The organism is Spirosoma areae, from assembly GCF_054781775.1.
In genome coordinates this window covers 372,499-398,233 of sequence record NZ_BAAGTT010000027.1, presented here as the reverse complement: position 1 = coordinate 398,233, position 25,735 = coordinate 372,499, and the positions used below count along the sequence as shown (strand labels likewise).

At 53.6% G+C, this 25,735-nt stretch carries 17 protein-coding genes; 6 read left to right on the top strand and 11 right to left on the bottom strand.

Annotated features, from left to right (window positions below; genetic code table 11):
- Positions 1–35: 35 nt before the first annotated feature.
- The 3 genes from ACYVI1_RS15715 to ACYVI1_RS15705 all read right to left on the bottom strand — a co-directional run bounded on the left by ACYVI1_RS15715 (position 36) and on the right by ACYVI1_RS15705 (position 5,369).
- Entirely contained in the window at positions 36–3,449 is a 3,414-nt protein-coding gene (locus ACYVI1_RS15715; RefSeq protein WP_460911567.1) for a SusC/RagA family TonB-linked outer membrane protein, read from the bottom strand.
- A 168-nt stretch (positions 3,450–3,617) separates the two neighbouring features.
- Positions 3,618–4,685 (bottom strand): FecR family protein, encoded by a 1,068-nt coding sequence (locus ACYVI1_RS15710; protein WP_460911566.1) that lies wholly within the window; start codon positions 4,683–4,685, stop codon positions 3,618–3,620.
- 84 nt (positions 4,686–4,769) lie between these two features.
- Complete coding sequence (locus ACYVI1_RS15705; protein WP_460911565.1) at positions 4,770–5,369, bottom strand: RNA polymerase sigma factor; 600 nt, start codon at positions 5,367–5,369, stop codon at positions 4,770–4,772.
- A gap of 128 nt (positions 5,370–5,497) precedes the next feature.
- Here ACYVI1_RS15705 and ACYVI1_RS15700 point away from each other — a divergent pair, with 128 nt between their 5' ends.
- From ACYVI1_RS15700 to ACYVI1_RS15690, 3 genes are all read left to right on the top strand, one after another.
- Positions 5,498–9,136 (top strand): VCBS repeat-containing protein, encoded by a 3,639-nt coding sequence (locus ACYVI1_RS15700; RefSeq protein WP_460911564.1) that lies wholly within the window; start codon positions 5,498–5,500, stop codon positions 9,134–9,136.
- 61 nt (positions 9,137–9,197) lie between these two features.
- Positions 9,198–9,890: a tRNA (adenosine(37)-N6)-threonylcarbamoyltransferase complex dimerization subunit type 1 TsaB gene (tsaB, locus tag ACYVI1_RS15695; protein WP_460911563.1), complete on the top strand. Its 693-nt coding sequence runs from the start codon at positions 9,198–9,200 to the stop codon at positions 9,888–9,890.
- Positions 9,891–9,976: 86 nt separating this feature from the next.
- Positions 9,977–10,768, top strand: coding sequence for a type III pantothenate kinase (locus tag ACYVI1_RS15690; RefSeq protein ID WP_460911763.1), 792 nt, complete (start codon positions 9,977–9,979; stop codon positions 10,766–10,768).
- Between the two features lie 23 nt (positions 10,769–10,791).
- Here the strand turns inward: ACYVI1_RS15690 and ACYVI1_RS15685 are convergent, their stop codons facing one another.
- From ACYVI1_RS15685 to ACYVI1_RS15655, 7 genes are all read right to left on the bottom strand, one after another.
- A complete protein-coding gene (locus ACYVI1_RS15685) occupies positions 10,792–11,604 on the bottom strand; it encodes a DUF4249 domain-containing protein (RefSeq protein ID WP_460911562.1) in 813 nt (270 codons plus the stop codon).
- Between the two features lie 193 nt (positions 11,605–11,797).
- Positions 11,798–14,122: a TonB-dependent receptor gene (locus tag ACYVI1_RS15680; protein WP_460911561.1), complete on the bottom strand. Its 2,325-nt coding sequence runs from the start codon at positions 14,120–14,122 to the stop codon at positions 11,798–11,800.
- 110 nt (positions 14,123–14,232) lie between these two features.
- Positions 14,233–15,393, bottom strand: coding sequence for a cytochrome-c peroxidase (locus ACYVI1_RS15675; RefSeq protein ID WP_460911560.1), 1,161 nt, complete (start codon positions 15,391–15,393; stop codon positions 14,233–14,235).
- A gap of 10 nt (positions 15,394–15,403) precedes the next feature.
- Positions 15,404–15,940, bottom strand: coding sequence for a hypothetical protein (locus ACYVI1_RS15670; RefSeq protein WP_460911558.1), 537 nt, complete (start codon positions 15,938–15,940; stop codon positions 15,404–15,406).
- A 204-nt stretch (positions 15,941–16,144) separates the two neighbouring features.
- A complete protein-coding gene (locus tag ACYVI1_RS15665) occupies positions 16,145–16,912 on the bottom strand; it encodes a LytR/AlgR family response regulator transcription factor (RefSeq protein ID WP_460911557.1) in 768 nt (255 codons plus the stop codon).
- Between the two features lie 79 nt (positions 16,913–16,991).
- Positions 16,992–18,023 (bottom strand): sensor histidine kinase, encoded by a 1,032-nt coding sequence (locus ACYVI1_RS15660; RefSeq protein WP_460911556.1) that lies wholly within the window; start codon positions 18,021–18,023, stop codon positions 16,992–16,994.
- 87 nt (positions 18,024–18,110) lie between these two features.
- Entirely contained in the window at positions 18,111–18,797 is a 687-nt protein-coding gene (locus tag ACYVI1_RS15655) for an outer membrane beta-barrel protein (protein WP_460911555.1), read from the bottom strand.
- 311 nt (positions 18,798–19,108) lie between these two features.
- Here ACYVI1_RS15655 and ACYVI1_RS15650 point away from each other — a divergent pair, with 311 nt between their 5' ends.
- Positions 19,109–22,348, top strand: coding sequence for a SusC/RagA family TonB-linked outer membrane protein (locus ACYVI1_RS15650; RefSeq protein ID WP_460911554.1), 3,240 nt, complete (start codon positions 19,109–19,111; stop codon positions 22,346–22,348).
- 30 nt (positions 22,349–22,378) lie between these two features.
- On the top strand, positions 22,379–23,944 hold the full coding sequence (locus tag ACYVI1_RS15645) for a RagB/SusD family nutrient uptake outer membrane protein (protein WP_460911553.1): 1,566 nt from the start codon (positions 22,379–22,381) through the stop codon (positions 23,942–23,944).
- Between the two features lie 70 nt (positions 23,945–24,014).
- On the opposite strand, the gene ACYVI1_RS15640 is transcribed toward ACYVI1_RS15645, so the two are convergent.
- A complete protein-coding gene (locus tag ACYVI1_RS15640; RefSeq protein ID WP_460911552.1) occupies positions 24,015–24,863 on the bottom strand; it encodes a helix-turn-helix domain-containing protein in 849 nt (282 codons plus the stop codon).
- Positions 24,864–25,021: 158 nt separating this feature from the next.
- On the opposite strand from ACYVI1_RS15640, the gene msrA reads away from it, so the two are divergent.
- Positions 25,022–25,684 carry a peptide-methionine (S)-S-oxide reductase MsrA gene (gene msrA, locus ACYVI1_RS15635; protein ID WP_460911551.1) on the top strand — a complete coding sequence of 221 codons (663 nt, stop codon included), beginning with the start codon at positions 25,022–25,024 and terminating at the stop codon, positions 25,682–25,684.
- Positions 25,685–25,735 lie beyond the last annotated feature (51 nt).

The window sequence follows — 25,735 nt, the reverse complement described above, 5'->3', positions numbered from 1 at the left end:
TGTTATACGATTGTTCGAGTGATTTAATTCTTTGCTTAGAAACTCAGTTGCAAACCGGCGCTAATGACACGAGCCACCGGATAGTTCCCCTGGTCGATACCACGCCCAATGAAGTTGCTGGCATTTTGCGAACCCGCTCCTACATCACCAATCACATCGGGGTTATAACCGGAATACTTGGTGATAGTGAGCAAATTCTGGCCGCTCAGGTAAACCCGCGCCGATCCCATTTTAAACCGGCTCAGCATAGCCGCCGGAAAATTATACCCTAACTGCATGGTCCGAATCCGGGCGTAGGCTCCGCTTTCAACCCAGCGGTCCGTGTTAAAGGCTGGATTTAGGGTTGGGTCACCTTTAATGGGTTTGGAGGTTGTTGTGGAGGTTCCCGGCCCGGTCCAGAAAGTTACGTCCGAGCGAACATTCTGCACGTCGTCGAAACGATCCGTCCAGTTACGGCTGCGGTTAAACAGCAGATTACCCGATACACCCTGGAAGAAAACGGAGAAGTCGAGATTTTTGTACGACAGCGAAACGTTGGCGCCATACTCAAATTTAGGAAATGGCGTACCCACAATCTGCCGGTCGTCGTTGTTAATCTGGCCATCGCCGTTGGTATCGGCATAGCGAATGTCGCCCGGCGTGACGTTTGGCTGTCTTGGCCCGGCGTCTATTTCAGCCTGACTCTGGAAAATGCCGTTCTGTTTCAGCACATAAAAGGCAGCCAGCGGCCCATCTACGGCGGTACGGGTAATCTGACCGTATCCATACAAGGGTTGGTTGCCATTGGTTGGCACTAACTGCAACACCTTATTTTTGATGCTGGTAAGCTGCCCATTGACACTGTATTTAAAATCACCCTTTTTGTCCTGATAGGTCAGGCTCAACTCGAAGCCTTTGTTCTCAATCTTTCCGAGGTTGTCATACGGATCGGCACCCTGATTACCCGCCGTAATCGGCAGGGGAACGCGCAGCAGCAGGTTTTTCGAGAGCGAATAGAAGTAGTCGGCCTGCAACTGGATTTTGCCATTCAGGAAGGTAGCATCCACACCCACATCGGTGGTGGTTTTGCTTTCCCATTTCAGGTTCGAGTTCTGCAACTGCCGGTTGGATGCACCCGGAACAATTACATTGCCGCCACCCAGCACATAGTTCAGGTTAGGCTGAATGGTTGGGTCGAGCGAGTACGGCGCAATGGCCTGGTTCCCCACCGACCCGTAGCTGGCCCGCAGGCGCAAATCGCCAATGGCCGGAACGTTCTGCATGAAGGCTTCCTTGTTGATATTCCAGGCTGCCGACACAGAAGGGAAGTAGGCAATCTGATTGTCTTTAGGAAAACTCGATGAGGCATCCCGGCGCAGGTTAGCCTGAATATTATAGCGGTCATCGAAGGTATAGTTCAACCGGCCCAAATACGAAACCAGCCCCTGAATTTCCGAGAAACCATCCGTGCGCGGGCTGGCGGTACCAGCTCCCTGCTGATAAAACTCACCCACAATGCCTTCGGTATGGGCAAAGGTTTCGTTATGGTCGAATCGCTGGCGGGTATAACCCACAAGGGCGCTGATCTGATGCTTGCCGAAAGTTTTGTTGAGATTCAGCGTATTTTCGACCAGTGTATTAAAGAAACGGCCATTCCGGTCATCCAGAATCCCATTGGGGGCGCTGGGGCTGTTGTAGCTCAGCGCACCGGGGCGGGAGAAATACTTGTTCTGGAAGTTGCTGAAGTCCAGCCCCACGCTCAGGCGATACGTCAGCCAGGGCAGTATAGCGTACTCACCAAATATATTTCCCAGCAGTTTATAGCTATCGACGAGGTTATCGTCTTTGGCCTGCTGCCCAATGGGGTTGGTGCCAAAGGTGGCGTTGTTGGCACTACCATAGCCATAGCCACTTGCATTGCCGGGGTCAAAAACCGGAATGGTGGGCGGCATTCTGACAACCTGATCGAAGGGTTGACCAATTACGCGCCGTTCGTTGGTGTAGGCTAAATAAACGGATTCACCAATGGTGAGTTTGCCGCGTGTGCTGCCCGCATTTACCCGGGCCGAATAGCGTTTGAAATATGGACTCACCTCGGTTCCGTCGGTTTTGCGGCCCCGGATGGTGCCATCCTGCGAGAAATAACCGCCCGAAATCCGGTAGTTCGATTTGTTGGCTCCGTTATCGGTTCCGCCCGAAATGCTGACGTTATGATCGGTGATGGCGCCGGGCTTAATCAATTCGCTTTGCCAGTCGGTATCGTAGCCACCCTTGCCAAAATCAGGCACGGGCAGTTTGCCATTCTGGTAAGCGGCCGTCCAGGTTTTAATGTACTGGTCGCGGGTGGCTAAGGGCAGGCGGTGAGCGATGTTCTGCACCCCATAATAGCCACTGTAGTCGATGGTAGCTTTGCCCGCCTTGCCGCGTTTGGTTGTAATGACGATAGCCCCGTTCATTCCCCGTGAGCCGTACAGTGCGGTGGCGGCTGCATCTTTGAGGATGGTCACCGTCTCTACGTCACTGGGGTTAAAATCAGATGAAGCGCTGCCAATGATAACGCCATCAATGATGTAGATGGGGTCCTGATTGGAGCCAAATGTACTGGAACCCCGAATCTTGATGCTGGCCGTTGACCCAGGCGCACCGCCCGTTGAGGCCACCGTTACGCCCGCAGCCCGACCCTGAATCTGGTCGACCACCGAGGCCGCCTGCACTTTCTTGGCATCGGCCACATTAACGATACTGACGGCTTCGGTCAGGTTGGATTTTTTGACCGTACCATACGACACCACCACCACTTCATCCAGGGTGCGGTTATCGGGCGACAATTGCACCGTGAAGGTGGTTCGGTTGCCGATGGCTATTTCCTGACTGATGTACCCGACACTGGAAATGGTTAGGGTAGTGGCTGCATCGCTCGCGTTCAGAACAAAGTTACCGCTGGCATCCGTCGAGGTGCCATTACTCGTTCCTTTTTCGATGACGTTCGCGCCGGGCAGGTCGGCTCCCTTTTCGTCGGTCACGTGGCCGGTGAGTCGGCGAACAGCGACTGCGTCATTGGTTACGTCCGACCGGCCTTCGTCGGACGCGACCGGGGGGTTTGCGGTAACCGACTCAGGTTTGGCGGCTGACTGAATCACATAGAGGTCATCTTTGATTTTACGGAAACGCAGCCCCTGTTCGGCCAGCAGTTGGCTCAGGTTTTGCTCTAAGGTGGCAGCTTCGGGTTCGGTGTCGGTGAGCCGACCGGCCATCAGGGTTTCTTCGTAAGCAAAGCTTACTTTATACCGCCGTTCCAGTTCACCCAGCACTTTCTTCAGCGAGCGGGCCTTTGCCGGACGAATGTCCATATTCGGCTGCTCTGTTCTGATTTGCGCCCGGGTCAGCATCTGGGCGGCTGAGGAATGCGGCAAACTAAAGAGTGCCGTTCCTGCCATCCAAAGTGAAAGGGTAAAGGACATTTTTTTCATACTAAGAAGAGAGTTAAAAAATCACAGGTTTACTAAAGTTTGACGTTGATACTATTGACTCTTTATAGGCTGTGGATGCTATAAATTCTATTGTTAGCTACTGGCTGTTTTGTCTATGGAATCCACAGCATGTACCGCATCCACAGAATCATTTTTTTATTTACATATTCAGGGTTGCCGCAGGTAAATCCGGTTTCCGGTTCGGTCGGCGTGCAGGTCGAAGGTGGTGGTAAGCGTGGTAATGAGTGTTTCGAGGTCCTGGCTCGACAGGTTGCCCGTGAACCGTCGCTCGGCCATCGCGTTGTTCTCAAAAATCAGCGTTACGCCCCAGGTATCGTTCAACTGCTGGGCAATCGCCTGGAGGGGTGTATTCTCAAAGGCAAACTGCTGTTTGGTCCAGGCCGTATGAAGCTGTGGTTTAGCTGGCTGAACGGCCACCTGCTCAATACCGACCTGTGCCCTGGCCAAATCGCCGGGTTTCATCAGAATCACGGGAGCGCTCTGGTCGTTGGGCTTCGAGAGTTCTACTTTCCCTTCCGACAGCACCACTAAGGTGTTGCCCCGGCGGGTGTTCACGTTAAACTGCGTGCCAAGCACCGAAATATCCAGATTGGGCGTGTGGGTGATAAACTTCAGTCGCCCGGTAGAGGCCAGTTGTTTGGTCACCTTAAAAAAGGCTTCGCCCTCGAGCCACACTTCGCGATCTTCGGTATCACCCCAATCGTTGGGGTAGGTGAGCGTCGAGTTGCCATTCAGCCGCACCAACGAGCCATCGGGCAGGGTAATGGTTCGCTGTTCGCCGTAGGCTGTATGCACTTCCTGTCGCTTATTGAGATAGCGAATGGCCCAGCCGCCACCCAGTATCAGCAACGCGCCTGCCAGCGAAGCGGCTACCTGCCAGGTTCGGAATGGATAACCTAAAAACCGCCGGACCATTAATGCCGGCTGTTGGGCTGGCTGGCTGCGGGTTAGTATCTGACGGTCATACGCGGCTTCCAGCACCTGCCAGATACGCTCCCGGCTGGCTTCGGTTAAATCGTCGTGATGAACGCGCAAATGCAGGAGAATCGAACTGGCCTGATCAATATCGACCTGCTGCCCCGGGTGACGGAGCATGTACGAATGCCAGAACGACATGGTTCGTTCGTCGGGCTGGAACACCCAGCGACGAAACGAATCGTCCAGGACAAAGTCGTTGATTGAATACTGGCTATAATCGGGTAAGGGTAGACTCATGCGCTGCAACCGACGGGGATATACTCACCAAAGAGGTGGGTCGCGTGGATTATCCCTCAGCGCACCTGTTTTTTTTGCAATATTTTACCGGAAGAGTGCCAGAAGCAGAAGAATGACAATGTGGGCGGGCATCCGTTTCTGAAGCGACGCAATGGCTTTGTACACAATCTTGTAGACCGAGGTTTGCTCAATGCCCATCACGCCCGCAATTTCCTCGTAGCTCAGGTTATCGAAGTATTTCAGGAAGAGCGCTTCTTTCTGGCGGGCGGGCAGGCTGTTGAGTTCGTGCAGCAGCAGCGTCGACTGTTCTTTGGAAATCTGCTTATCGAGCCAGGTAGGTTCGTAATGAAACTCAATGGTAAAGTCAAGGTGATTGAGTTCGTGGTCGAACCGTTGTTCACTCGTTAACTTGCGGACGATTTCCCGGCGGAGTGCCCGCATCAGGTAAAACTTGATGGAGTCAGTACGACCCAGCCGTTCGCGGGTTTCCAGTATGTTCAGAAAAAGGTCCTGCAGACAATCTTCAGTAAGCTCACGATTCTGGGCAATTTTGTACCCGTAATTATATAAGGTTGTGGCATACTTCCCGTAAAGGTAGGCATAGGCAATTTTACTACCTTCCAGAAAGTCGTCCCAAAGCGCGGCATCGGTCGTGTAATTGTATGTATTCAATGAAGCCTCCACCAGTCAGAATCCGTTTTCAAGTATTAAATTTAGTACCGTTTGGGAGAATAGTAATAATTACTCAAAAAAAAGTAATGTTTAATTTGTGGTTCAAGGATAAAAATCGCCCTTTTACTCTTTTTACGGGTATGCTCGTCCGAAGCGCTCATTTAGTCCTGCTCCTGCTATTGACTGGTCTGCTAATCGCCTGCCATTCCACGCCCGATTCTCCACCCCTCTTCACCAAAATCGGCGCTGATGCGTCCGGCATACCGTTCAATAATGCGATTCAGCCGTTTGAGAGCGAAAAACTGAACGCCAATACCTACGACCCGATGTATAACGGAGCCGGGGTTGGCGTTGGCGACTTCAACAACGACGGCTGGGCCGACCTGTTTTTCGCTGGTAATCGGGTAACAAGCCGCCTGTATCTGAATCGAAATAAGACCTCTGACAATCAATCAACTACTTTTCGGTTCGACGATGTGACCGAGCAGGCGGGTCTACAAACCCAAACCTGGTGTACGGGTGTGTCGGTGGTAGACATCAATCAGGATGGCTGGTTAGATATTTATGTAAGTGTGGCCGGGCCTGATACCGCCCGCGCCATTCGCCGGAATCTGCTTTTTCTGAATCAGGGCGTCGGCAAAACTGGTATTCCGACCTTCCGGGAGGTGGCGCGGGAAGTGGGCCTGGCCGATAGCGGCATGAACACGCAGGCCGCTTTTTTCGATTATGACCACGATGGCGACCTGGATTGCTACATCCTGAACAATGCTTTTGAACAGACAGGCCGCAACAGCATTCGTCCCCGCCAGTTGGATGGCAGCGGGGCCAGCACCGACCGGCTGTATCGGAATGAAGGCAAGGCGCAGGGGGCAGGGAGCGCGGAGCGTGGGGGGCAGGTTGGCTTGCTCCCTGCCCCGCGCTCCGCGCTCCACTTCGTTAACGTCTCGCGGGAAGCGGGCATCACCGCCGAAGGATACGGCCTGGGCTTAACCGTCGCTGATTTGAATCAGGATGGGTGGCTGGATGTCTACTGCGCCAACGATTTCCTGTCGAACGACGTGGTCTATATCAATAATCAAAACGGCACCTTTGCCAATCGGGCGACTGACTATTTCAAGCACACCAGCTACAACAGCATGGGCGTTGATATTCAGGATGTTAATAACGATACCCGGCCCGACGTAATGGTGGTCGATATGATGCCGGAAACCAACGAGCGACAGAAAATGATGCTCGTGAAAACCAACTGGGATTTTTTCAACCTGGCCCGGCAACAGGGCTATCAGGACGAGTACGTCCGAAATACCCTGCAGTTGAATATGGGCGCGGGGCAGGGAGCAGGGGGCAGGGAGCCGGGTAGTCCGCGCACCGTGCTCCCCGCTCCCCGCCCCGTGCCTTCCTTCTCCGAAATCGGGCAGTTGGCGGGTGTAGCCCGAACCGACTGGAGTTGGGCGCCACTCTTAGCCGATTTGGACAACGATGGCTGGAAGGACCTGACCGTATCGACCGGCTACCGGCGCGACATCACCAACTTAGACTATGTTATTTACCTGAATGAGCAGATTTCCCGCTACGGAATGGGGGCCACAAACCAGCAAACGTTAGAGGCCCTTTACAAACTCCCCGAAATCAAACTCCATAACTACATCTACCGCAATAAAGGCGACCTCACCTTCGAGGATAAATCCGTTGCCTGGGGCCTGGGCGACCTAACCTACTCAAACGGAGCTGTTTATGCCGACTTAGATAACGACGGCGATTTAGACCTGGTGTTCAACAACATCGACGCCCCCGCCGGGCTGTATCGCAACGAAACCAACCAGCCGGGTCAACCCATTAAATGCCATTTTCTGCGGCTGAAACTCCCCGATGATGCTCGCGGTCTGGGGGCCGAGGTACGCCTGACGCTCCCCGATGGGTCCACGCAAACAACCCTGGCGCATCCTGTGCGGGGCTACACCTCGTCGGTGGAATCGTATGTTCATTTTGGGCTGGGGAACCACACGAGTGCAACCGGCGAAATTCGCTGGGCCGATGGCGCTGTGCAGACAATCGGGCCGTTCAGAGCAGATAGCGTTTATAGTGTGAAGCCCGGAGCAGGGGGCGGGGGGCAGGGGACTAAAGAGATTCCTTCCGAATCCCCCCCCCCTGCCCCCCGCCCCCTGCCCCCTGCCCCGCGCTCCCCGCTATTCCTCACGCAGCCAGCCGCTTCGGTGGGTATTGCGTTTCAGCATCAGGAAGCACTCTCCTCCGACTGGCAGCACACTCCACTGCTCCACCAGGTCTACGCCAAAAATGGCCCGGCCATTGCCATTGCCGATGTTGATGGAAACGGCTTAGACGACGTGTTTATCGGGGCTGACCCCGGCCAGGTGCGTACCGTTTATCTACAGAAAAAACCAGGTCAGTTCACCGCCCTGGCCCAGGGAGCCAATACGCTCGAAGACATGGGTGCCCTGTTTTTTGATGCCGATGGCGACAACGACCAGGATTTATACGTCGTGAGTGGCGGCACACAGCAGCCCGACAACAATCCCGTTTATCAGGACCGGCTGTATCTGAACGACGGTCATGGGAAATTCACGCGCTCGCAGGGGTTGCTGCCACCAACTACTTCGTCGGGTTCGTGTGTCATTGCCGTTGATTTTGACCACGATGGCGATTTGGATTTGTTCCGGGCCGGGCGGGTCAGCGTGGAAAAGTACCCGCTGATTCCAAAAAGTTATCTGTTACGAAATGATAACGGCCGGTTCACCGATGTGACCGACCAGGTAGCGCCCGGTTTGCGGCAGGTTGGCATGGTTTGCGCGGCCCTCTGGACGGATTACGACAACGATGGCTGGGCCGATTTGCTCGTTGCCGGTGAGTTTATGCCCATTACCCTGTTCAAAAACACAAAAATCGCCTTTACCCGACAAACCACCGCGTTGCCTTCCGGTCAGTGGAATTCACTGACCGGGGCCGACTTCGACCGGGATGGTGATATTGATTACCTCGCCGGGAATACCGGCCTGAACACCCGCTACCGGGCATCGGCCACCGAACCACTGCGAATGTACGGGAAAGACTTCGACGGAAACGGCAAAATAGACCCCATTCTAACGTATTATAACCAGGGTGTCGAGCAGGTGTCCACTATTCGCGAGGTCATGAACGACCAGATGCCTACCCTCTCCCGCAAACGGTTTACCTCCTTTCAGGACTACGCCCGAAAATCGTTCGCCGATATGTTCACAAACGAGGAGCGTAGTGAAGCTACCCGACTCGAAGCCAGCGAGTTGCAGAGCGTTTACATCGAGAACAAAGGGAATGGAAACTTCGCCGTTCGGGCCTTACCCGTTCTGGCTCAGTTGGCGCCCGTTTTTGGCATCCAAACCGGCGATTTCAATAGCGATGGCTGGCGGGATGCGTTGCTGGTAGGTAATTCCTACGCTCCTGAAACGTACTCTGGCTGGTATGACGCCAGCCGGGGAACGTTGCTGCTGGGCAACGGGAAAGGCCAGTTTCGGGCGGTGCCTCCGTCAGCAGCCGGTTTGTCTATAGATGGCGACGCCAAAGGGCTGGCCCTGCTATCGACCGGAGACTCGTTTTGTTATGTAGTTACAAATAACAACGGCCCGGCTCAGTGCATCAACCTCCGACAGTCAACACGACGGACCCTACAGCGCTTGCAGCCCAGCGAAACGTTTTCGACTATCCGCCACCCCGATGGCCGCACCGAGCGCATCGAATATTATTACGGCTCCGGCTACCTCTCGCAGTCGTCGCGGGTGAAGTAGTGGCGTCTCACTTGCTAATCCTGCCCGCAGCGTCTACTTTCGCCCTCCATTTCCGTAACAGATGCCTCTCATTCTTTCGCTCGATACCTCAACGGCTGCCTGTTCGGTTGCGCTTCACCAGGACGATGCGTTGCTGGGCAGCTACGAACTGTTCACCGAACGCACCTCGGCAGCCATGCTTACGACGCTCATCGACAACGTTGTGCGGCAAACCGGGCATGAACTCAGTCAGCTCGATGCCGTTGCCGTTGCCAAAGGGCCGGGTTCCTACACGGGCCTGCGGATTGGCGTGTCAACAGCCAAAGGGCTGTGTTTTGCGATAGACAAACCGTTGCTGGCCGTGAATACCCTAACAGCCATGACCGAGCAAATTCGGGCCTATTTTCCAATGGGTTATATCCTTTGCCCGATGATTGATGCCCGGCGAATGGAAGTCTATTGTGCATTGTATACGCCTGATGGCCACGAAGTTCAGCCGACTTCCGCCCAGATTATTAACGAAAACTCCTTTAGCGAATGGCTCACGAAGGGGCCGGTCGTGTTTTTCGGCGACGGGGCTGCCAAATGCCGGGCACTGTTATGCGAACACCCGAACGCTATTTTTCCAGATATACCCGTTGTGCCATCCGCCCGCACAGTGGGCAAATTAGCGACGTTGGCGTTTGCCAAAAATCAGGTTGAGAATCTGGCCCAGTTTGAGCCGTTCTACCTGAAAGATTTCATGACGACGCAGCCAAAAAAGGCTGTGCTTTAGTGGTAGGAGATGACAGGCGTCGGCAAATGCTGGAATCTGCCATTTTTCACCTTATTTCGCCCCGTAACCGTCTATTTTTCGCTCCTGTGCAGATAATCGTTGATATCGGTAATACCGACGCCGTTTTCGGACTCTACGCCCAAACTACCTGGCAATATATCTGGCGCACACCCATCGGAAAGCCGAACCTCCGACGCGATGAATCAGCCGAATCCTACGAGCGTCAGCTCCGGCTCTGGTTGCTGGAGGCCAGTATTCCCCTCAGCGCCATCAAAACCACCGTTCTAAGCAGCGTTGTTCCCGACCTGACCCCTACCGTGCGGGCCATGCTGACCGAATTGTTCGGGTTTGAGCCGGTGGTCGCTGGTCCCGGTATTTATCCCCTGCTGCCCCTCGAAATTTTGCGTCCGCACGAAATTGGGGCCGATTTGGTCGCCAATGCCCTGGCCGCTTACACCCGCTATAGGCGGAACTGCGTTGTTGTCGATTTTGGTACGGCCCTGACCTTTACGACGGTTTCGGGCGAGGGTAAAATTCTGGGCGTAGCCATTGCACCGGGTCTGAAAACGGCCATTCGCTCGTTGTTTGCCAACACCGCCCAACTGCCCGAAGTCCCCATTGAGGTGCCCTCGTCGGCGCTGGGGTTGAGCACAACCCATGCCATTCAGGCTGGCGTCGTGCTGGGCTATGAGGGATTGGTTCGTTCGCTTATCGGCCGCATTCAAACCGAACTTAACGGCGATTGCATCGCGGTGGCTACCGGCGGGTTGTCGGGCCGGATTCCATTATTGAGCGATGTATTTACAGACATTGTTCCGTCGCTGACGTTAGAAGGCGTCCGGTTGATTGGCGAATTCGTTGTTGCCGCTCAGACGTAACTGGCTATATCCACATCTTGTCGTTAGGGCACCACCGACGATTTGTAGGCATACGACAGCGTAGCAAAAATGCCCAGGCCACCCTGCACATTGCTGATCACTTCGCCCGATGCCGCAAAGGGATTTACGTTGGCCTGCCGCGCACTTTGCGACGTTGTCAGGAACTTGTAATAGTCCTGAGTGCAGTGGTAGAGCGTGGCATGAATGGTATCGCCCGACCTGAAGCTGTAGCCCGACCCCCAGTTGATTTCTTCACCATTGCTGAAGGAATCATCGATGAGCGCATTCAGCGATAAGGTATCGACCCGCCGGTTTCGGGTGAGTGTCAGGCGATAATAGTTTTTCTCCTGTGGATGGTCGTCAAATTTAGTCAGTCCGTAAGCTTCACGTTTTGCGTTGAATTCGGGCGTAATGCTCTTAATCGGTACCGGGCGAAGGAACTGCGTGGTGGCTGTCAGAATTCGCCCCCGGCTGTCCTGTATGGTGATCGTGTAGGGTGCGCCGTAGTCAGCCCGGATGCGTTTAGGACTGCTATAATTATATGATTTCCCTGCCGCACGATCGACAAAAGGGATATTGGGAATAGTATCGCGCTGGCCCTGATGGGTTAGCACAACGGTGGCCCCATTTATAAGCGGCAACGCAGTGGTTTCTAAGTAACTCTGGCTTTCGAACAGCGTGAGTCGCAGCGGCTGGCCGTCTTCGAGGTAGCATTCCACTACTAATTTCGACTCGTAGGACGGCAGTTTCACGTCAATGTCCTGCTGACAGGCCCCCAGGGCAATGCCTGCCGTTAATACAAGGCCATAGCGAAGATACGTTTGGTTCAGTTTCATGGTTGTAAATCTTTGAGTGAATAGCGGTTAGGGTCGTGGTTCCGTGGTGTCGGGTTCTTAAACCCGATACCGAGGGGACAGCTCGCCGTTGCGATTTTTAAAACCCTCGTGTGCCTTTTTGTAGAGGTTTTGAGAAACCTCTCTGGTCAGGTTTAAGAACCTGACCTCACAGCAAGTTGTGGGTTCAGTTTCATCAAAATCGGAAATTATACGTTAGCGACGGCAGCAGCGGAAATAAGGTGATAGCCCGCGCCCGGAATTCGCCGGTTGGATTACCTTCTGAATTGGTTTGTGCCTGGTAGGTAATCAGGTATGGGTTCAGCCGGTTGTAGGCATTCGTGACCGTAAAGGTCAGGTCTCTTTCGCCACAGCCCGGCCGGACGCGGCCCGGCTTAAATTTATAGACCATGCCTAAATCCAGCCGATGGTAGGGCGGCATCCGGTAGTTGTTCCGGGCCGGAAACTCCGGCACTACCTGCCCGGCCGGGTTCTCGACCCGCACATACGGGTTATCCATCGACACGTAGCGGCCCGTTGCCAGCGACACGGCATTGCCCGTATTGTACACCCATGTGGCCGACAGCGAAAGCCGGGGCCGCAACTGATACATCAACACCACCGAAATATCGTGCCGACGGTCGTAGCGGGGAAAGAACCGTCTGCCCCCATCAATGTCGGGGAACTCACGCCAGGTCCAGGCCAGGGTGTAGCCCACCCAACCGCGAAGCCGCCCCGACGTTTTTTCTAAATAAATCTCGTTGCCATAAGCACTGCCATTGCCAAACACAAATTCGTTCTCCAGCCGGTCGTTGGCAAACAGTTGCGCCCCCGTTTTAAAGTCTACTACCCGACGCAATCGTTTGTAATACAGTTCGTTGGTAAGCAGAAACTTGTTGCTGATGCTCCAGGTGAGCGCGGCTGCCAATTGGTCGCTGTATTCGGGCTTTATGTTGGCGGTGGATGGATACCAGATGTCGGTGGGCAACGCGGCCCCCGAACTAACCACCAAATGCCGGTATTGCACCATCCGGGCGTAGCTGGCCTTGACGGACACCGACGGGCTAAAGGCGTAGCGAATCGCTAAGCGTGGTTCGGGCGCGTTGTAGCCGACACTATCCTGCCGAAAACCCGACCAGCGCAGCCCGGCGCTGAGTTTCAGTTTGGGCGAGAGGTCCCAGTCGTCGCTTACAAACAAACCACCTTCCCAAACAAGTGGCTTTTCGCCGGTGTCGATGTTCTCCTCGGGTTTGACACTGGAAATATTGACCCGCGAAATGGAAAATTGACTACGGGTCAGTTCGCCCCCGAACGTGACGGTATGCCGGGTGGTTGGTTGCCAGGAAACCCGTTCTTTCAGGACTAAATCATCAATGCCCGACCCGATGTTAAACGTAAATCGGTCGAATGTCGAAACCAATCGGTAGTCGTAGCTGGCGTAGTGACCCGATGCGTGACTGTTCCAACGCCCATCTTTCGATAGTTGCTGCCAGTGCAGCGAAACGGCGGTATTGCCCCAGTCGAAGGTGCTTCGGAATACCTGCGACGGTAAGAAAAAGCGGTCACGTCCGGTGTAGGCGCTCAAAAAAAGCTTGCTGCGCTCGTTAATGGTAAAGTCTAATCGCCCATTGAGGTCATAGAAGAAATACCGGGGAATGGCGTTTACATTGGGCTTACCGGCGTTCCGGCTGTTGATGGCCTCGGTAATCACATCGGCATAGGTGCGCCGACCCGCCAGATTAAATCGGAGTTTACTCCCGATGGGTCCCGTCAGGTTCAGCCGGGACGCAATCAGCCCAATGCCCCCGCCCACATGCAGCGTACTGTCTTTCGGGCTGAGCGACTGAACATCTACCACCGACGACAGCCGCCCGCTGTACTCTGCCGGAAAACCCGCCTTGTAGAGCGTTACATTTTTCACGGCGTCGATGTTGAACGTACTGAAAAAACCGAACATATGGCTGGGGTTATAAACCGTTGTGCCATCGTACTGAAACAGGTTCTGGTCGGTGCTGCCCCCGCGCACGCTGATGCCGCTGGTGCCTTCGCCGGTGGACTTCACGCCCGGCTTTAGTTGCAGCACTTTGATGAGGTCGATTTCACCAAAAACGACCGGCAGTGCTAAAGCCGTTTGGCGGTCCACAACATCAACGCTGGTTTGCGTCGACAGCACTTTATCCTCATTCGACAGCCCCATTACGGTCACTTCATTGAGTTGATTCTCAGCAGGTTTCAATCGAACATTAGCCACCTCATCCCGGATAATAGTGAGCGGAATACGTTGAGCGGCATAGCCCAGATGCGAAATAAGCAGGGTTAGTTTGTCGGCGGGCAGGATGAGGACAAACCGGCCTTCGGCATCGGTTCGGGCACCTTTGCCAGCGCGTTCCAGCATACTTACCGACGCTCCGGCCAATCCCGCGCCAGTTGACGCATCACTAACTTTTCCGGTAACAATCCGGTATTGTTGTGCCTGAGCCGTCCCCAGCGTGAGGCAGAGGAGAAGAAAGAATGGTTTCATGCGGAACGTTCGTTTAGAGGAGGTATAATTATAATTACCCCCAACCCCCTGAAGGGAGCTTTGGCTGCGAGTAAGTGGACAAAGCCCCCTTCAGGGGGTTGGGGGTAATTTTACTGAAGTTTTCCACCAACGGATAATCCACTGGGTACGCTGGCCGGAATCGACTTATCGAAACTGTCGTCGGTGAGCGCGTGCAGAAATTCGACGAGGTCGTTGCTGAGGGTTACCCGGGGCCGAAGCAGCGAGTCTAACTGAGTAGTTGTTACGTTGGTGTTCAATTGGTTACCATCTTTTATGCGGTCGTAAAAAACCAGCACATTAGCCAGTGATTGCTGCTTACCGTTGTGCATGTAGGGTGCCGTCAGGCTGACGTTTCGCAGGGTTGGCGTTCGGAAGGCGTAGGCATCTTGGTGGCCCTTGTCGGAAAAACCTAATTTCTCGTTGTCGGCTACGCCCAATACGTGGGTTTTGTAATCGCTGAACATGGGGCCGTTGTGGCAGGTGTTGCAGCCGTTCTGAATGAACAGCACCATCCCCCGTTTCTGAGCGTCGGTCATGGCCGATTTGTCACCCCGCAAATACCGGTCGAACGGCGCGTTGGTGGCCACTAAAGTCCGTTCGTAAGCCGCCATGACTTTCCCCAGATTCTGTACCGTGATGGAATTTGCAGCGCCAAAAACGGTCTGGAACGAGCTTTTATACGCCGGTATACCGCGCAACCGGGTCAGCACACTGTCGATGGCATTTGTCTCGGAAAACACCGTACCACGCATTTCTTCAAAGGCTGCAATCGGCATCAGCGACTGAGTCTCCAGCGATTTCGCCCGCAGGTCAAAAAACATGGGGGCCGCCGTTGGGTTGTATAACCCCTTCGTATCCATACCGTTGAACGCGACATTCAGCAGCGTTGGCGCGTTGCGTTTGGTGTGCGGAATGGTGCCCGGCGACCGAAAACGCCGGGTACTCCCCTGCCCTTCTCCACCCACGCCAATAGGCAGGTCAAGGCCGTCGCTATACCCGAATTTCGGGTGGTGGCAGGTGGCGCAGGACACGTCTTTGTTGCCCGATAAAATCGGGTCATAGAACAGCAGTTTGCCCAGCGCGACTTTTTCGGGCGTGCGCGGATTGTCGGCGGGGTCGATGACCGCTTGCGGCAGTGCGCCAAAATTCTCGTCGGGGTTTACTGCCAGTTCGGTCGGTTGACAGGCGTAAACTGTAAGCCCGAAGACGACCACGCTGGCGGCTAACAGGGTAGCATTGATTGATGTCATAGCCGATAAATCAGAAGGTATACCCAATGGAGAAAGCAACATTATTGCGGAGCAGCACCCCGCCATCTTCCGGCTCAAACAGCCCCCGATACTCCACACCGAGCCGGTAGCGGGACTTGATTCGTGCGCCCAATCCGACAATGACGGCGGGCATAACCGCATTAATGGTCTCATCCACAGCGTAGTCCGCGAAGCGAACCCGCATCCGTTCGTTCCAGTACTGAGCGCCCACGCCCACCGATGCCCAGAATGCTTTTCGGGACTGATAGCGGTAGCCGACGTTCACTAAGCCAATGTTGGCGACAAATGCGCTGGTCGATTTCTGAAAAAAATGGGCATAGCCCGCCTGAGCGAACAGCTCGAAAGCCGGATTGCGGAGTGGTTTGCTAACCTCTCCCCGCACACCTACGCCCATTGCGTACAAACTGGACTTAGCCAGTTGTGGATTCACCAGACCATCCGCCAATAGGGTATAATTCAGACGTTGCTGCGCCAGTAACGGGCTGCTGATGAGGGAAATGAGTAACAAAAAAAGGAGCATTTTCATACGGATGATTGATTGGAATACGGTTTATTTCCCTCACCCCCGGCCCCCCTCCCAGAGGGCGAGGGGAGTTTCAGAGAAACTCTTTTTGCTCCCCTCGCCCTCTGGGAGAGGGGCCGGGGGCGAGGGAAGGCACAACAGCCCTGACACAGAGCGATTAAGCATCTGCTGAGTGAGGTGAATCCAGTACGTTTGGGATTGATTTAATTACCCGTCTAACCAGGCTTTAAAGGCGGGGGCCTTTTCGCGGCTGACAAGTACCTCCTGCGCGGTGTCGGGCCGGAGTTCGACTTTTAGCTTGCCGTTGAAATAGGTATGTATCTTCTGAATGGCCGTTACCTGGGCAATAAACTGCCGGTTCAGCCGGAAGAAATGCTGCGGGTCGACCAGCGTTTCCAATTCTTCGAGCGAGTAATCGACTAAAAACTGCCGCCCGTCGCGTCCGACTAAGCAGGCCAGTTCGTTGGCCGTGTAGAAATACGCCACCTGCTCCTGCGCCACCGGAATAAGCTGCTCGCCATTGCGGACCAGAAAGCGGGTCTTGTGCGTCCGGCGGCTCATTTCTAAACTATCCAGCAGCGACTCCACTTTTTTGGCATAGGCCTGGGGCGAAAAATCCTGCCTGAATGATTCGTATTTCCGAATGGCATCAGTCAGTTCGGGCAGTTTTATTGGTTTCAGCAGGTAGTCAATGCTTTTCACCCGAAAGGCTTTGATGGCGTATTCATCGTAGGACGTTGTGAAAATAATGGGGCTATGCGCCGGAAACGACTCAAAAATCTGAAAACTCAACCCGTCGGATAACTGAATGTCTGAGAAAATCAGGTCAACGGGCTGGCCCGTTGCAAACCATCGCTTAGCAGCCTCCACACTTTCGAGCACCCCAACGATCTCAAGGCTGGGGTCTACTTTGCGGATGAGCTTTTCGAGCCGTTCAGCCGCCGGATACTCGTCTTCGATGATGAGGGCTTTCATAGTATAATCATTGAATTAGTGAATGATAGAATGATAGAATATCTGGCGCACGAACCCTATTCAATCACTCTATCATTCACTAATTGAGTAACAAGGGAATCTTCACCGTGAACAAGCCCCCGTTTCGGATAACTTCCACCTGCCGGTCGGTGAGCAGGCTGTATCGGTTGATGATGTTCTGCAAACCCACCCGCGTCGATTTCTCCAGAATTGTTTTCTCCTGGATATTATTCTCTACTACCAAATACTGGTCGCCCTCCTGCTGAATCCTGATCTTGAGCGGGTTCTCCTTCGAGACGACATTGTGCTTGATGGCGTTTTCGATGAGCATCTGCAGGCTCAACGGCGTCACATACTGGCGATACGCTGCCGGAGAGAGGTTCTTTTCAACCTGTAGATTATCACGAAACCGGATTTTGTTCAGATACACATACGCATCCAGAAACGCAATTTCTTCTTCCAGTGGCACGGTGTTTTTATTGCGGCTGACGAGCACGTAGCGGTACACATCCGACAGCCGTTCGAGGTATTGCTGCGCGTTGATGTTCTCATCGTCGATTAATGCGGCCAGCGTGTTCATGCTGTTGAACAGAAAGTGCGGATCGAGCTGATTTTTAAGCACCTCCAACTGCGACTGAACGCTCTCGCGGGCCAGTGATTCGGTCTTGCGAACGTTTAGTTTCCAGGCCTCAAAGAAATAGACCGCTTCGTACACTAAATACACCACAATCATCGGAACGATACTGATGCGAAACCCCGTAAATAAGGTCAGTTCCTTATGAAGAATGGCTTTGCAGATTACCTCATCCAGTATATAGGTGGCGATGAACGTGTATACCAGGCCGAGTGCCGTTTGGCCCAGCAAGCGTTGGGTTGTCTGATTGTAGGCAGGCAGTAACCGACGCATGTAAAGAATAACGAACCGGTTGCCTTCCCAAACAATCAGGGTTGTGCACAACCCCAGGAACCAGTAGGTGGCAAAAGCAGTGTTGAACTGCCGGAAGTCATCGAAGTGCATCGTGGCCGGGACCACCAAACTGAGCAGGGGTATGCCAACCAGGCGAATCTTACCATCATTCAGCGTATAAGGCGTTGGTTGCGTTAGGTTCACAATGCAGACAATTTATAAGGAAAATGGCCCGATAAAGATAGTGCTTCCTGGAGCAAAGACCTGATGTTCAGGCTGTTTTTACCTGATTTAGCGTTTGTGCATACCAAATGTGTAGCCAATGGTGATGTTGGCCAGCAAGCCGCCAGTGCCTGCAATGCCCTGCGTGGCGGCTTTATACGTTTCGGTGCGGTTGGTGGTGCGGTTCACATACGTCAGCTTATTGTCGGTTAATGAACTCCAGATGTTGGGCCAGTAGCGCAGGCTGGGCAGAAGAAGAATGCCCGCCAGGGCATTGGGCTGTTTACGGAACGGGTAATAGCGATAGTAAACGCCCAGACCCAGTGTAGCGGTCTGGTAGGTAGCCACTTTGTCGGATGTTGTTTCGCCCCGTCCGTTAGTATAATACAGGTCGTAGAAGTGCAGCTTGGGTTCAACCCGGAGATCCAGGCCGGGCGTCAGCCGGTAGCCAATGCCGATGCCCAGCGTCGACGGTATCTTTTCCGTCAGATTCTGATCGCGGGCGTTGGCCGAAGCTACCTGCCCCGACAGAATCAGGTTAAATCCATGCGAATAATCGAATACCATGCGTTTGGTGGTGTATTCGGCCTGAATGTTAAAGCCACCCAGCAACAATTGGCTGATGCCGCCCCCTACCGTGAAGCGATTTGAGTAGGGGAATGTAGCCCGATCCGCCGATGGGTTCTGAGCGAATGCCGATGAGCGAAGCCCTGCGGTTGCCGTAAGGGCGAGAAGAATGACATGTGCTGTTTTCATGCTGACCTGAACCGTTTTGTTTGTTTCGACAGGTCAAAATTGGCAGATGAGCGGACGCTGCGAAAGCCGTTGGGGGGTCAACCGTTGAAAGACGGGGGCGAAGTGTAGAGAAAACAGGGGTCAGCCGAGGGAGCGATGATGTGCCTGATAGCAGCAATTGACTAACTAACTGATTCGGTTTTTAATTTTTTTTATCAAGTGCATATCCAGATGAGTAGAAAAAGTACGTCATTTACTCCTTTCAATAAATTCTTTCTTTTCTTCAATTCTCAATCGTATAAACATAATGGCCTGTTAGAGGCAAAAAACCTATGCTAACACCTTTACAAGGGCAGACTATTCCTGTCAGGATCAGGCAATTGTCTTTTACCCTCAGCACCATCCTGCTTTGTTCTCTCTCTACTTATGCCACAACTCCGGCTTCTGGAGATGATGGCGTAGGAGCCACCGCTAATTCCGATAAGAAATCCGTCGATCGGACCCTTACGGGACGGGTCACGGATGAAAAAAATGACCCCCTGCCGGGTGTAAGTGTCCTGCTGAAAGGCTCACAGCGCGGCACCGTCTCCGATGCCGACGGACGATACCGCTTAGACGTGCCCGATGCCAATGCTACCCTGGTATTCTCCTTTGTTGGCTACATATCGCAGGAGGTACGGGTAGGGAGCCAGAGTTCGATTAACCTGAGTTTGAAGGCCGATGACAAAACCCTGAATGAGATCGTTGTTATTGGCTACGGTACGACCCGCAAATCAGACCTGACCGGGGCTGTTGCGGGCGTTAAAGAAGCCCAGCTTATGGAACGCCCGGCTCCTTCGCTGAGCCAGGCCCTGTCGGGCCGCATGGCGGGTGTGCAGGTCAACACCAACTCAGGCCGGCCGGGCGGACGGACCACCATTCGGATTCGGGGTTTCTCCTCGATCAACTCCTCCAATAACCCTTTATTTGTGGTCGACGGCGTATTGCTTCCGCAAGGCAACGGCAACCAGTTCAGCTCACCCATCGACTACATCAACCCAAGCGATATTGTTTCGGTTGAGGTCTTAAAAGACGCTTCCTCAACGGCTATTTATGGAGCCAGAGGAGCCAACGGGGTTATTCTGGTGCAAACCCGCAAAGGCAAAGCTGGCGAAAGCCGGGTAACCTATGACGGAACCTTCAGCGTAAACACCATTGGCCCCAACAAGCCGCAGGTGCTGAACGCCAAAGAATATCTGGCTACGGAAGACCTTGCTTATGCCAACATCAAAAAATATGACCCCACCGGCTGGGCGTCCGGTAAATACGCAAACCTGGACCCGGTAGTCAGACGAACCCAGTTCAGCAAAGACCACCCGGGCGTTTTCGATGCCAACCTGAACCCGCTGTATGACACCGACTGGTTCAAGGAATCATCGCAGAACAAGCTTTCCCAGAGTCATCAGTTAGGCTTCAGTGGTGGTAATGAGCGGACGCAGTATGCGCTGTCTGTGGGTTATCGTGACGATGAAGGGCTGATTAAAACATCGTATCTGAAACGGTATTCGGGCCGGTTTACCATTGACGATCAGGTCAAATCATGGCTCAAAATTGGCGGAACCCTAAGCTACAATAACCAGACCGAGAACTTAGTCGATATCAATGATGCCGTGGCACGGCAAATTGTGGAGGACTTTCCTTTCCTGCCAGTTACCTACCCGGATAATGGGAAGTATGCAGAAAACCGCGACTACCCGCAGGCCGAAGGGTCGATGAGTTCGGTACACCGGCTGATGGACCGGAAGTATATTCAGAATACCCAAACCACCATCGGTAGCCTGTTTACCAACATCACGCTGGGCAAAGGGCTGGAAATGAAGACCGTGCTGGGGGGCAATATTCAGACCCAGGAAATCAACCAGTCGCAGACCCGTACCTTAGACATTGGCGCCAGTGGTACAGCTGCGGCCAACAACACGAAAACGACGTTCTGGTCGCTGGAGAATTACCTGACCTACAACAAGCAGATCAATGCCGATAACTCCCTGACGGCTCTGCTGGGCATTTCGTGGCAGGCAACGGATCGATTTGGCATTGGGGCCAGTGTACGGAACTTTGCCACCGATTATTTTACCTTCAATAACTTAGGTGCTGGCAGTACCCTGCCCGCCGTGAGTTCCTTTGCCGACCGGACCTCGTTCAGTTCCTACTTCGGGCGCATTAACTACAGCTTCAAAGAAAAGTATTTAGTCACTTTTACGGGGCGGGCCGATGGGTCATCGAAGTTCGGCGAAAATCACAAATTTGCGTTTTTCCCCTCGGCAGCCTTAGCCTGGCGGGTGTCGGAAGAAAGCTTCCTGAAAGGCAATCCGGTGGTGTCTAACCTGAAACTGCGTACCAGCTATGGCCTGACCGGTAACTCCGAAATTCCGGCTTACTCGTCGCTGTCGCTGTTAAGCTCGAACTATGCCACCATTTACAATGATACCCGGTTTGGCGGAACGGGCATCAACCGGTTGGCTAACCCGGATTTGCGCTGGGAGAAAACAGCGCAGAGCGATATTGGGGTCGAACTGGGTTTGTTCAAAGGTCGTATTTCGCTGGAAGCCGATTATTATTACCGACTCACCACCGACATGCTGCTCGATGCGCCCGTACCACGTACCAGCGGCTATGGCACCATTCGCCGGAACGTGGGGTCGATGCAAAACCAGGGATTTGAATTTGGCCTGAATACGGTTAACATTGATCGAGGCGGTTTCCAGTGGAACAGTGCCTTCAATGTATCGTTCAACCGCAACAAAGTGCTGTCGCTGGCCACACCGTCGGATATTTTCGGGGTGGGTGGTCCCAACTTTATCAACCAGACCAACATCATTCGGATTGGGGAATCGGTTGGTTCATTCTGGGGGCTGACCCGCTTAGGTACCTGGAGCGAAGCTGAACGCGAAGAGGCCGCCAAATTCACCAGCTATCGGAATGGGTTGACGATTCTGCCCGGCGATCTGAAGTACTTGGATGTCAACGGCGATAAAGCCATTACGGATGCTGACCGGAGCATCATTGGCAATGGCAGCCCGAAATTCTGGGGCGCCTTCACCAACACCTGGAAATATAAAAACCTGGATTTAACGCTTGAACTTCAGTTCTCGCAGGGCAACGATGTCATGATGATGAACTTCCACCCCAGCGAGGACCGCGTTTCGATTGCCAACAGCTATAAAAGCGTGCTGAATGCCTGGACGCCGACTAATCAGAACACGCCCATTGCTGAAATACGCGAAACCCGGGCGGGCTACGTGACCAACGTGGACAGCCACTGGATTCTGGATGGGTCGTTTCTACGCGGTAAAAACCTGCTGCTGGGCTACTCGTTCCCGAGCGCAATCACCAATAGACTTAAAATGAGCCGGCTCCGGATATACGCTACGTCGCAGAATTTCTTCTTGCTGGTGTCCGACAAAATCATTGGTGATCCGGAAGTAACGCCAACCAACCAGGGTGATGGCAGCAGCGCCTTCTCGCAGGGCGAGATCTGGCATAACTACCCCAAGCCAACGACCTACATGCTGGGCTTACAGATTGGCCTTTAATCCATTCAACTCAATAAACCGACATTCATAATGCGATATACAGTAATAAACTATGTGGGCAGGGTGTTGCTCAGTGGAGCGATACTTCTTGGCCCGGCTGGCTGCTCGGATTTTCTGCTCGAAAAAGCCCCCTCCAACCTGACGCCGGATAATTTCTATACCATTCCCGACCATGCCGAAGCTGCTTTGGCTGCAGTTTATGATAACCTGCGGTTTATGGGCGATGGTTCCGGTATATTCTCGGCGAACTGGCAAATGCTCGAAGCCCCTACCGGCACGTCCATCACGGAAACGGCGCAAAACTCCGATTTGAATAACCTCTATGCCCTGGTGTACGATGGCAATACCCAGCACGTCGTTAACTATTGGAATGGCTTGTATCGAATTGTTGCCCAGGCCAATCAGCTACTCGATAAAGTTCCGGGCATAAACCCAATGCCTGAAGCGCAGCGAACCAAAATCATAGGCGAGGCAAAATTTCTGCGGGCGTATGCTTATTTCAACATTGTTCGCCTTTGGGGCGATGCTCCGCTGATTACCAAACCGCAAACGGTCACTTCAGAGGATTTCTTTCCGACGCGGGCCAAACAGGAGGATATCTATAAACTCATTGTGGAGGACCTGACCGCTGCCGAAGCGGCTGGTTTGGCCTGGACGGATGCGAGCGGACGGGTTAACCTGGCGGCCGTGAAGTCGCAGTTGGCCAGGGTGTACCTGACAATGGCTGGTTTTCCGCTTAGCAAGGGCGCGTCGCACTACAAATTAGCAGCCGACAAAGCCTTCGAAGTGATTACATACGCCAACGCGAACCCAACAGCCATTAACCTGTTTCCGACGTATGAGGATGTCCATAAGGAAAGCAACAAAAACCGGGTGGAGCACATCTTCATGATTCAGTATAATACGCTGGTGGCGGGTAATCCGTTTGATAACATGTATCCCAACTTTAAGGCCGTTACCTCCAATGGCGTCGGCGGCACGGGTAGTACAATTCCTACACCGGCCTTTTATAAGTCGTATGAACCGGGCGATTTGCGGGCCAAAGATCAGGCTGGGTACTTCTACACCACCTACTTTCTGAATGGCACGGGGGCCGCCTTTGACCTGGGCGCTCCCTACATTTTCAAGCATTTCAACCGGACAGCCAATGGCGCGCCGGGCAGCAGCCCGACCAAGAACAACAACCTGAATGTTCCTCAAATCCGGTATGCTGACGTGCTCCTGATGTATGCCGAAGCGCAGAACGAATTAGGCGCTCCCACGCAGGCTGCCTATGACGCATTCAAACGTATCCGCGACAGGGCACAACTCACTACGCCCGCCTTAAGCACGTATACGCAGGCCAGTTTCCGGGAGGCTGTTTGGCGGGAACGCTGGCATGAACTGTGCTATGAGCAAATTACCTGGTACGACATGGTGCGGTTGCGGAAAGTCTACAATGAAACCACAAATGGATTCGACAATTTCGTTGGCCACGTCAACAAAAGCTCGAACGTGGCTTTGCAGGAAAAACATCTGTTGTTCCCCATCGGCAAGCAGGAGTTGTTAAATAACCCCAATTTAACCCCGCAGAATCCGGGTTATCCGGGTATCTAAACTGGTTTATTGATGGAAAACGCCCCAATGATCGCCGTATCATTGGGGCGTTTTTTTTAGTAGTGCTCCCTCACCCCACCAGCGCCTTCCGGTACGCGCTCGGCGTTTGGCCCGTTACGGCCCGGAATGTCTTGTTGAAGTGCGACAGGTTGTTGAAGCCAACCGCAAAGCCAACATCGGCCACGGTCCGGGCGGATTGCAGCAGCCGACGGGCCTGGTTGACCCGGTATTCGTTGACAAAATTGGTGAACGTCAGGTGGGTTATGCGCTTAAAATAGCGGCAAAATGCCGGAACGGTCAGGCTCGTCAAATCGGCCACGGCCTGAATGTCGACCGGATTGGCATACTGCTGTTCAACGTACCGACAAACCCGGTTGATGCGTTCCTGCTCTTTGGGGTTGAGGTCGAACCGGATGCCATCGGCATGGAGCGGTTCGATGTCGGGGGCGTCGGCTAAATGCTGCAACACCTGCAGCAATGTCAGAAATCGCTCGAAGGGCGCCAGTTCGGGCAGTTTCGCTAACAAAGGGCCGACGCGCCGTTTGGTATCCGTTCCGAACGTCAGGCCCAGGTGTGCCCGCTCAAATAGCCGCCGGACCGGCGCCAGCTCAGGCTTTCGCAGAAATGATTCACCCATAAAATCGTCGCGCATCTGCACCACAATTTCCTCAAACTGACCCGCTCTCCCGTAACTAAAATTAAGGTGCGGCAGATTGGGGCCGATAAACACCAGTTCACCGGCTTCGTAGCGCGACACGTGTAGGCCGACGCGTCGCTGTCCGTTGCCAGATGGAATGTAGACGATTTCGTATTCGGGATGATAATGCCAATAGACGCGGCAGGTTTCAGGTTCCGTATTATGAATAACCCGGAACGAGCTACCGACTTCGGGTTCTATTTTTTCAAACTGAAGTTTCATAGGCGGGGAGCACGGGGCCGGGAGCGGAGAGTAGGGATCGCAGGGGATGTGAAGCAGAGCGGGGTACATAGTATTCCCGTGCTTCCTGCTCCCTGCCCATGAAACCGGAACCGAGTTCCAATCGTTTATACAGTGACACAATATTGTCGCGAAACTGTATGAACCGAATTCATGTATACGCGCTTAGCCTGCTGTTGCTGGCAGGGTGCGCTCAGGGCCAGTCGACCGATTATGCGCCCGCCAAATTACCAGCGCCTAAAACAGGCGAAGCCGTTGCCACCTTTGCCGGGGGCTGCTTCTGGGCACTGGAAGAAGGCATGAACCAGCTTAAAGGGGTCCGGGAGGTTATTTCGGGCTATGCAGGCGGTACGGTCAAAAATCCAACGTATGAGCAGGTTGGTACCGACCGAACCGGCCATGCTGAATCGGTACAGGTTTATTATGATCCTAAACTGATCAGCTATGCCCAGTTGCTCGATGCCTTTTTCGCGGGCCACGACCCCACGACGCTGAACCGGCAGGGACCCGATGCCGGACGCGATTATCGGTCGGTGGCCTTTTACCGCACTCCCGACGAAAAAGCCGAAATTCTGGCGGCTATCAAACGCACCAACGAATCGAAACACTACACTAACCCGGTCGTTACGGAAGTCACCCCAATTACGGTTTTCTACCCGGCGGAGAACTACCATCAGAATTACTTTGCCCTGCATCCCGATCAGCCCTATATTCAGCGGGTATCGCTGCCCAAGGTTGAGAAGTTACGGAAAGCAATGGCTGGCCACCTCAAAAATAATACGTCATTGACAATGAATGAGTAACTATCAGCACTTGATAGTCAATACAGCATCAGTAATGGCCAATAGATTGTA

Bases quoted from the DNA above. Each gene is read 5' to 3' on its own strand.
- ACYVI1_RS15640 (WP_460911552.1), bottom strand. From the start codon at position 24,863: ATGAAACTTCAGTTTGAAAAAATAGAACCCGAAGTCGGTAGCTCGTTC.
- ACYVI1_RS15675 (WP_460911560.1), bottom strand. From the start codon at position 15,393: ATGACATCAATCAATGCTACCCTGTTAGCCGCCAGCGTGGTCGTCTTC.
- ACYVI1_RS15700 (WP_460911564.1), top strand. From the start codon at position 5,498: ATGCTCGTCCGAAGCGCTCATTTAGTCCTGCTCCTGCTATTGACTGGT.
- ACYVI1_RS15650 (WP_460911554.1), top strand. From the start codon at position 19,109: ATGCTAACACCTTTACAAGGGCAGACTATTCCTGTCAGGATCAGGCAA.
- ACYVI1_RS15715 (WP_460911567.1), bottom strand. From the start codon at position 3,449: ATGAAAAAAATGTCCTTTACCCTTTCACTTTGGATGGCAGGAACGGCA.
- ACYVI1_RS15710 (WP_460911566.1), bottom strand. From the start codon at position 4,685: ATGAGTCTACCCTTACCCGATTATAGCCAGTATTCAATCAACGACTTT.
- ACYVI1_RS15680 (WP_460911561.1), bottom strand. From the start codon at position 14,122: ATGAAACCATTCTTTCTTCTCCTCTGCCTCACGCTGGGGACGGCTCAG.
- ACYVI1_RS15685 (WP_460911562.1), bottom strand. From the start codon at position 11,604: ATGAAACTGAACCAAACGTATCTTCGCTATGGCCTTGTATTAACGGCA.
- ACYVI1_RS15655 (WP_460911555.1), bottom strand. From the start codon at position 18,797: ATGAAAACAGCACATGTCATTCTTCTCGCCCTTACGGCAACCGCAGGG.
- ACYVI1_RS15670 (WP_460911558.1), bottom strand. From the start codon at position 15,940: ATGAAAATGCTCCTTTTTTTGTTACTCATTTCCCTCATCAGCAGCCCG.
- ACYVI1_RS15665 (WP_460911557.1), bottom strand. From the start codon at position 16,912: ATGAAAGCCCTCATCATCGAAGACGAGTATCCGGCGGCTGAACGGCTC.
- msrA (WP_460911551.1), top strand. From the start codon at position 25,022: ATGAACCGAATTCATGTATACGCGCTTAGCCTGCTGTTGCTGGCAGGG.
- ACYVI1_RS15645 (WP_460911553.1), top strand. From the start codon at position 22,379: ATGCGATATACAGTAATAAACTATGTGGGCAGGGTGTTGCTCAGTGGA.
- tsaB (WP_460911563.1), top strand. From the start codon at position 9,198: ATGCCTCTCATTCTTTCGCTCGATACCTCAACGGCTGCCTGTTCGGTT.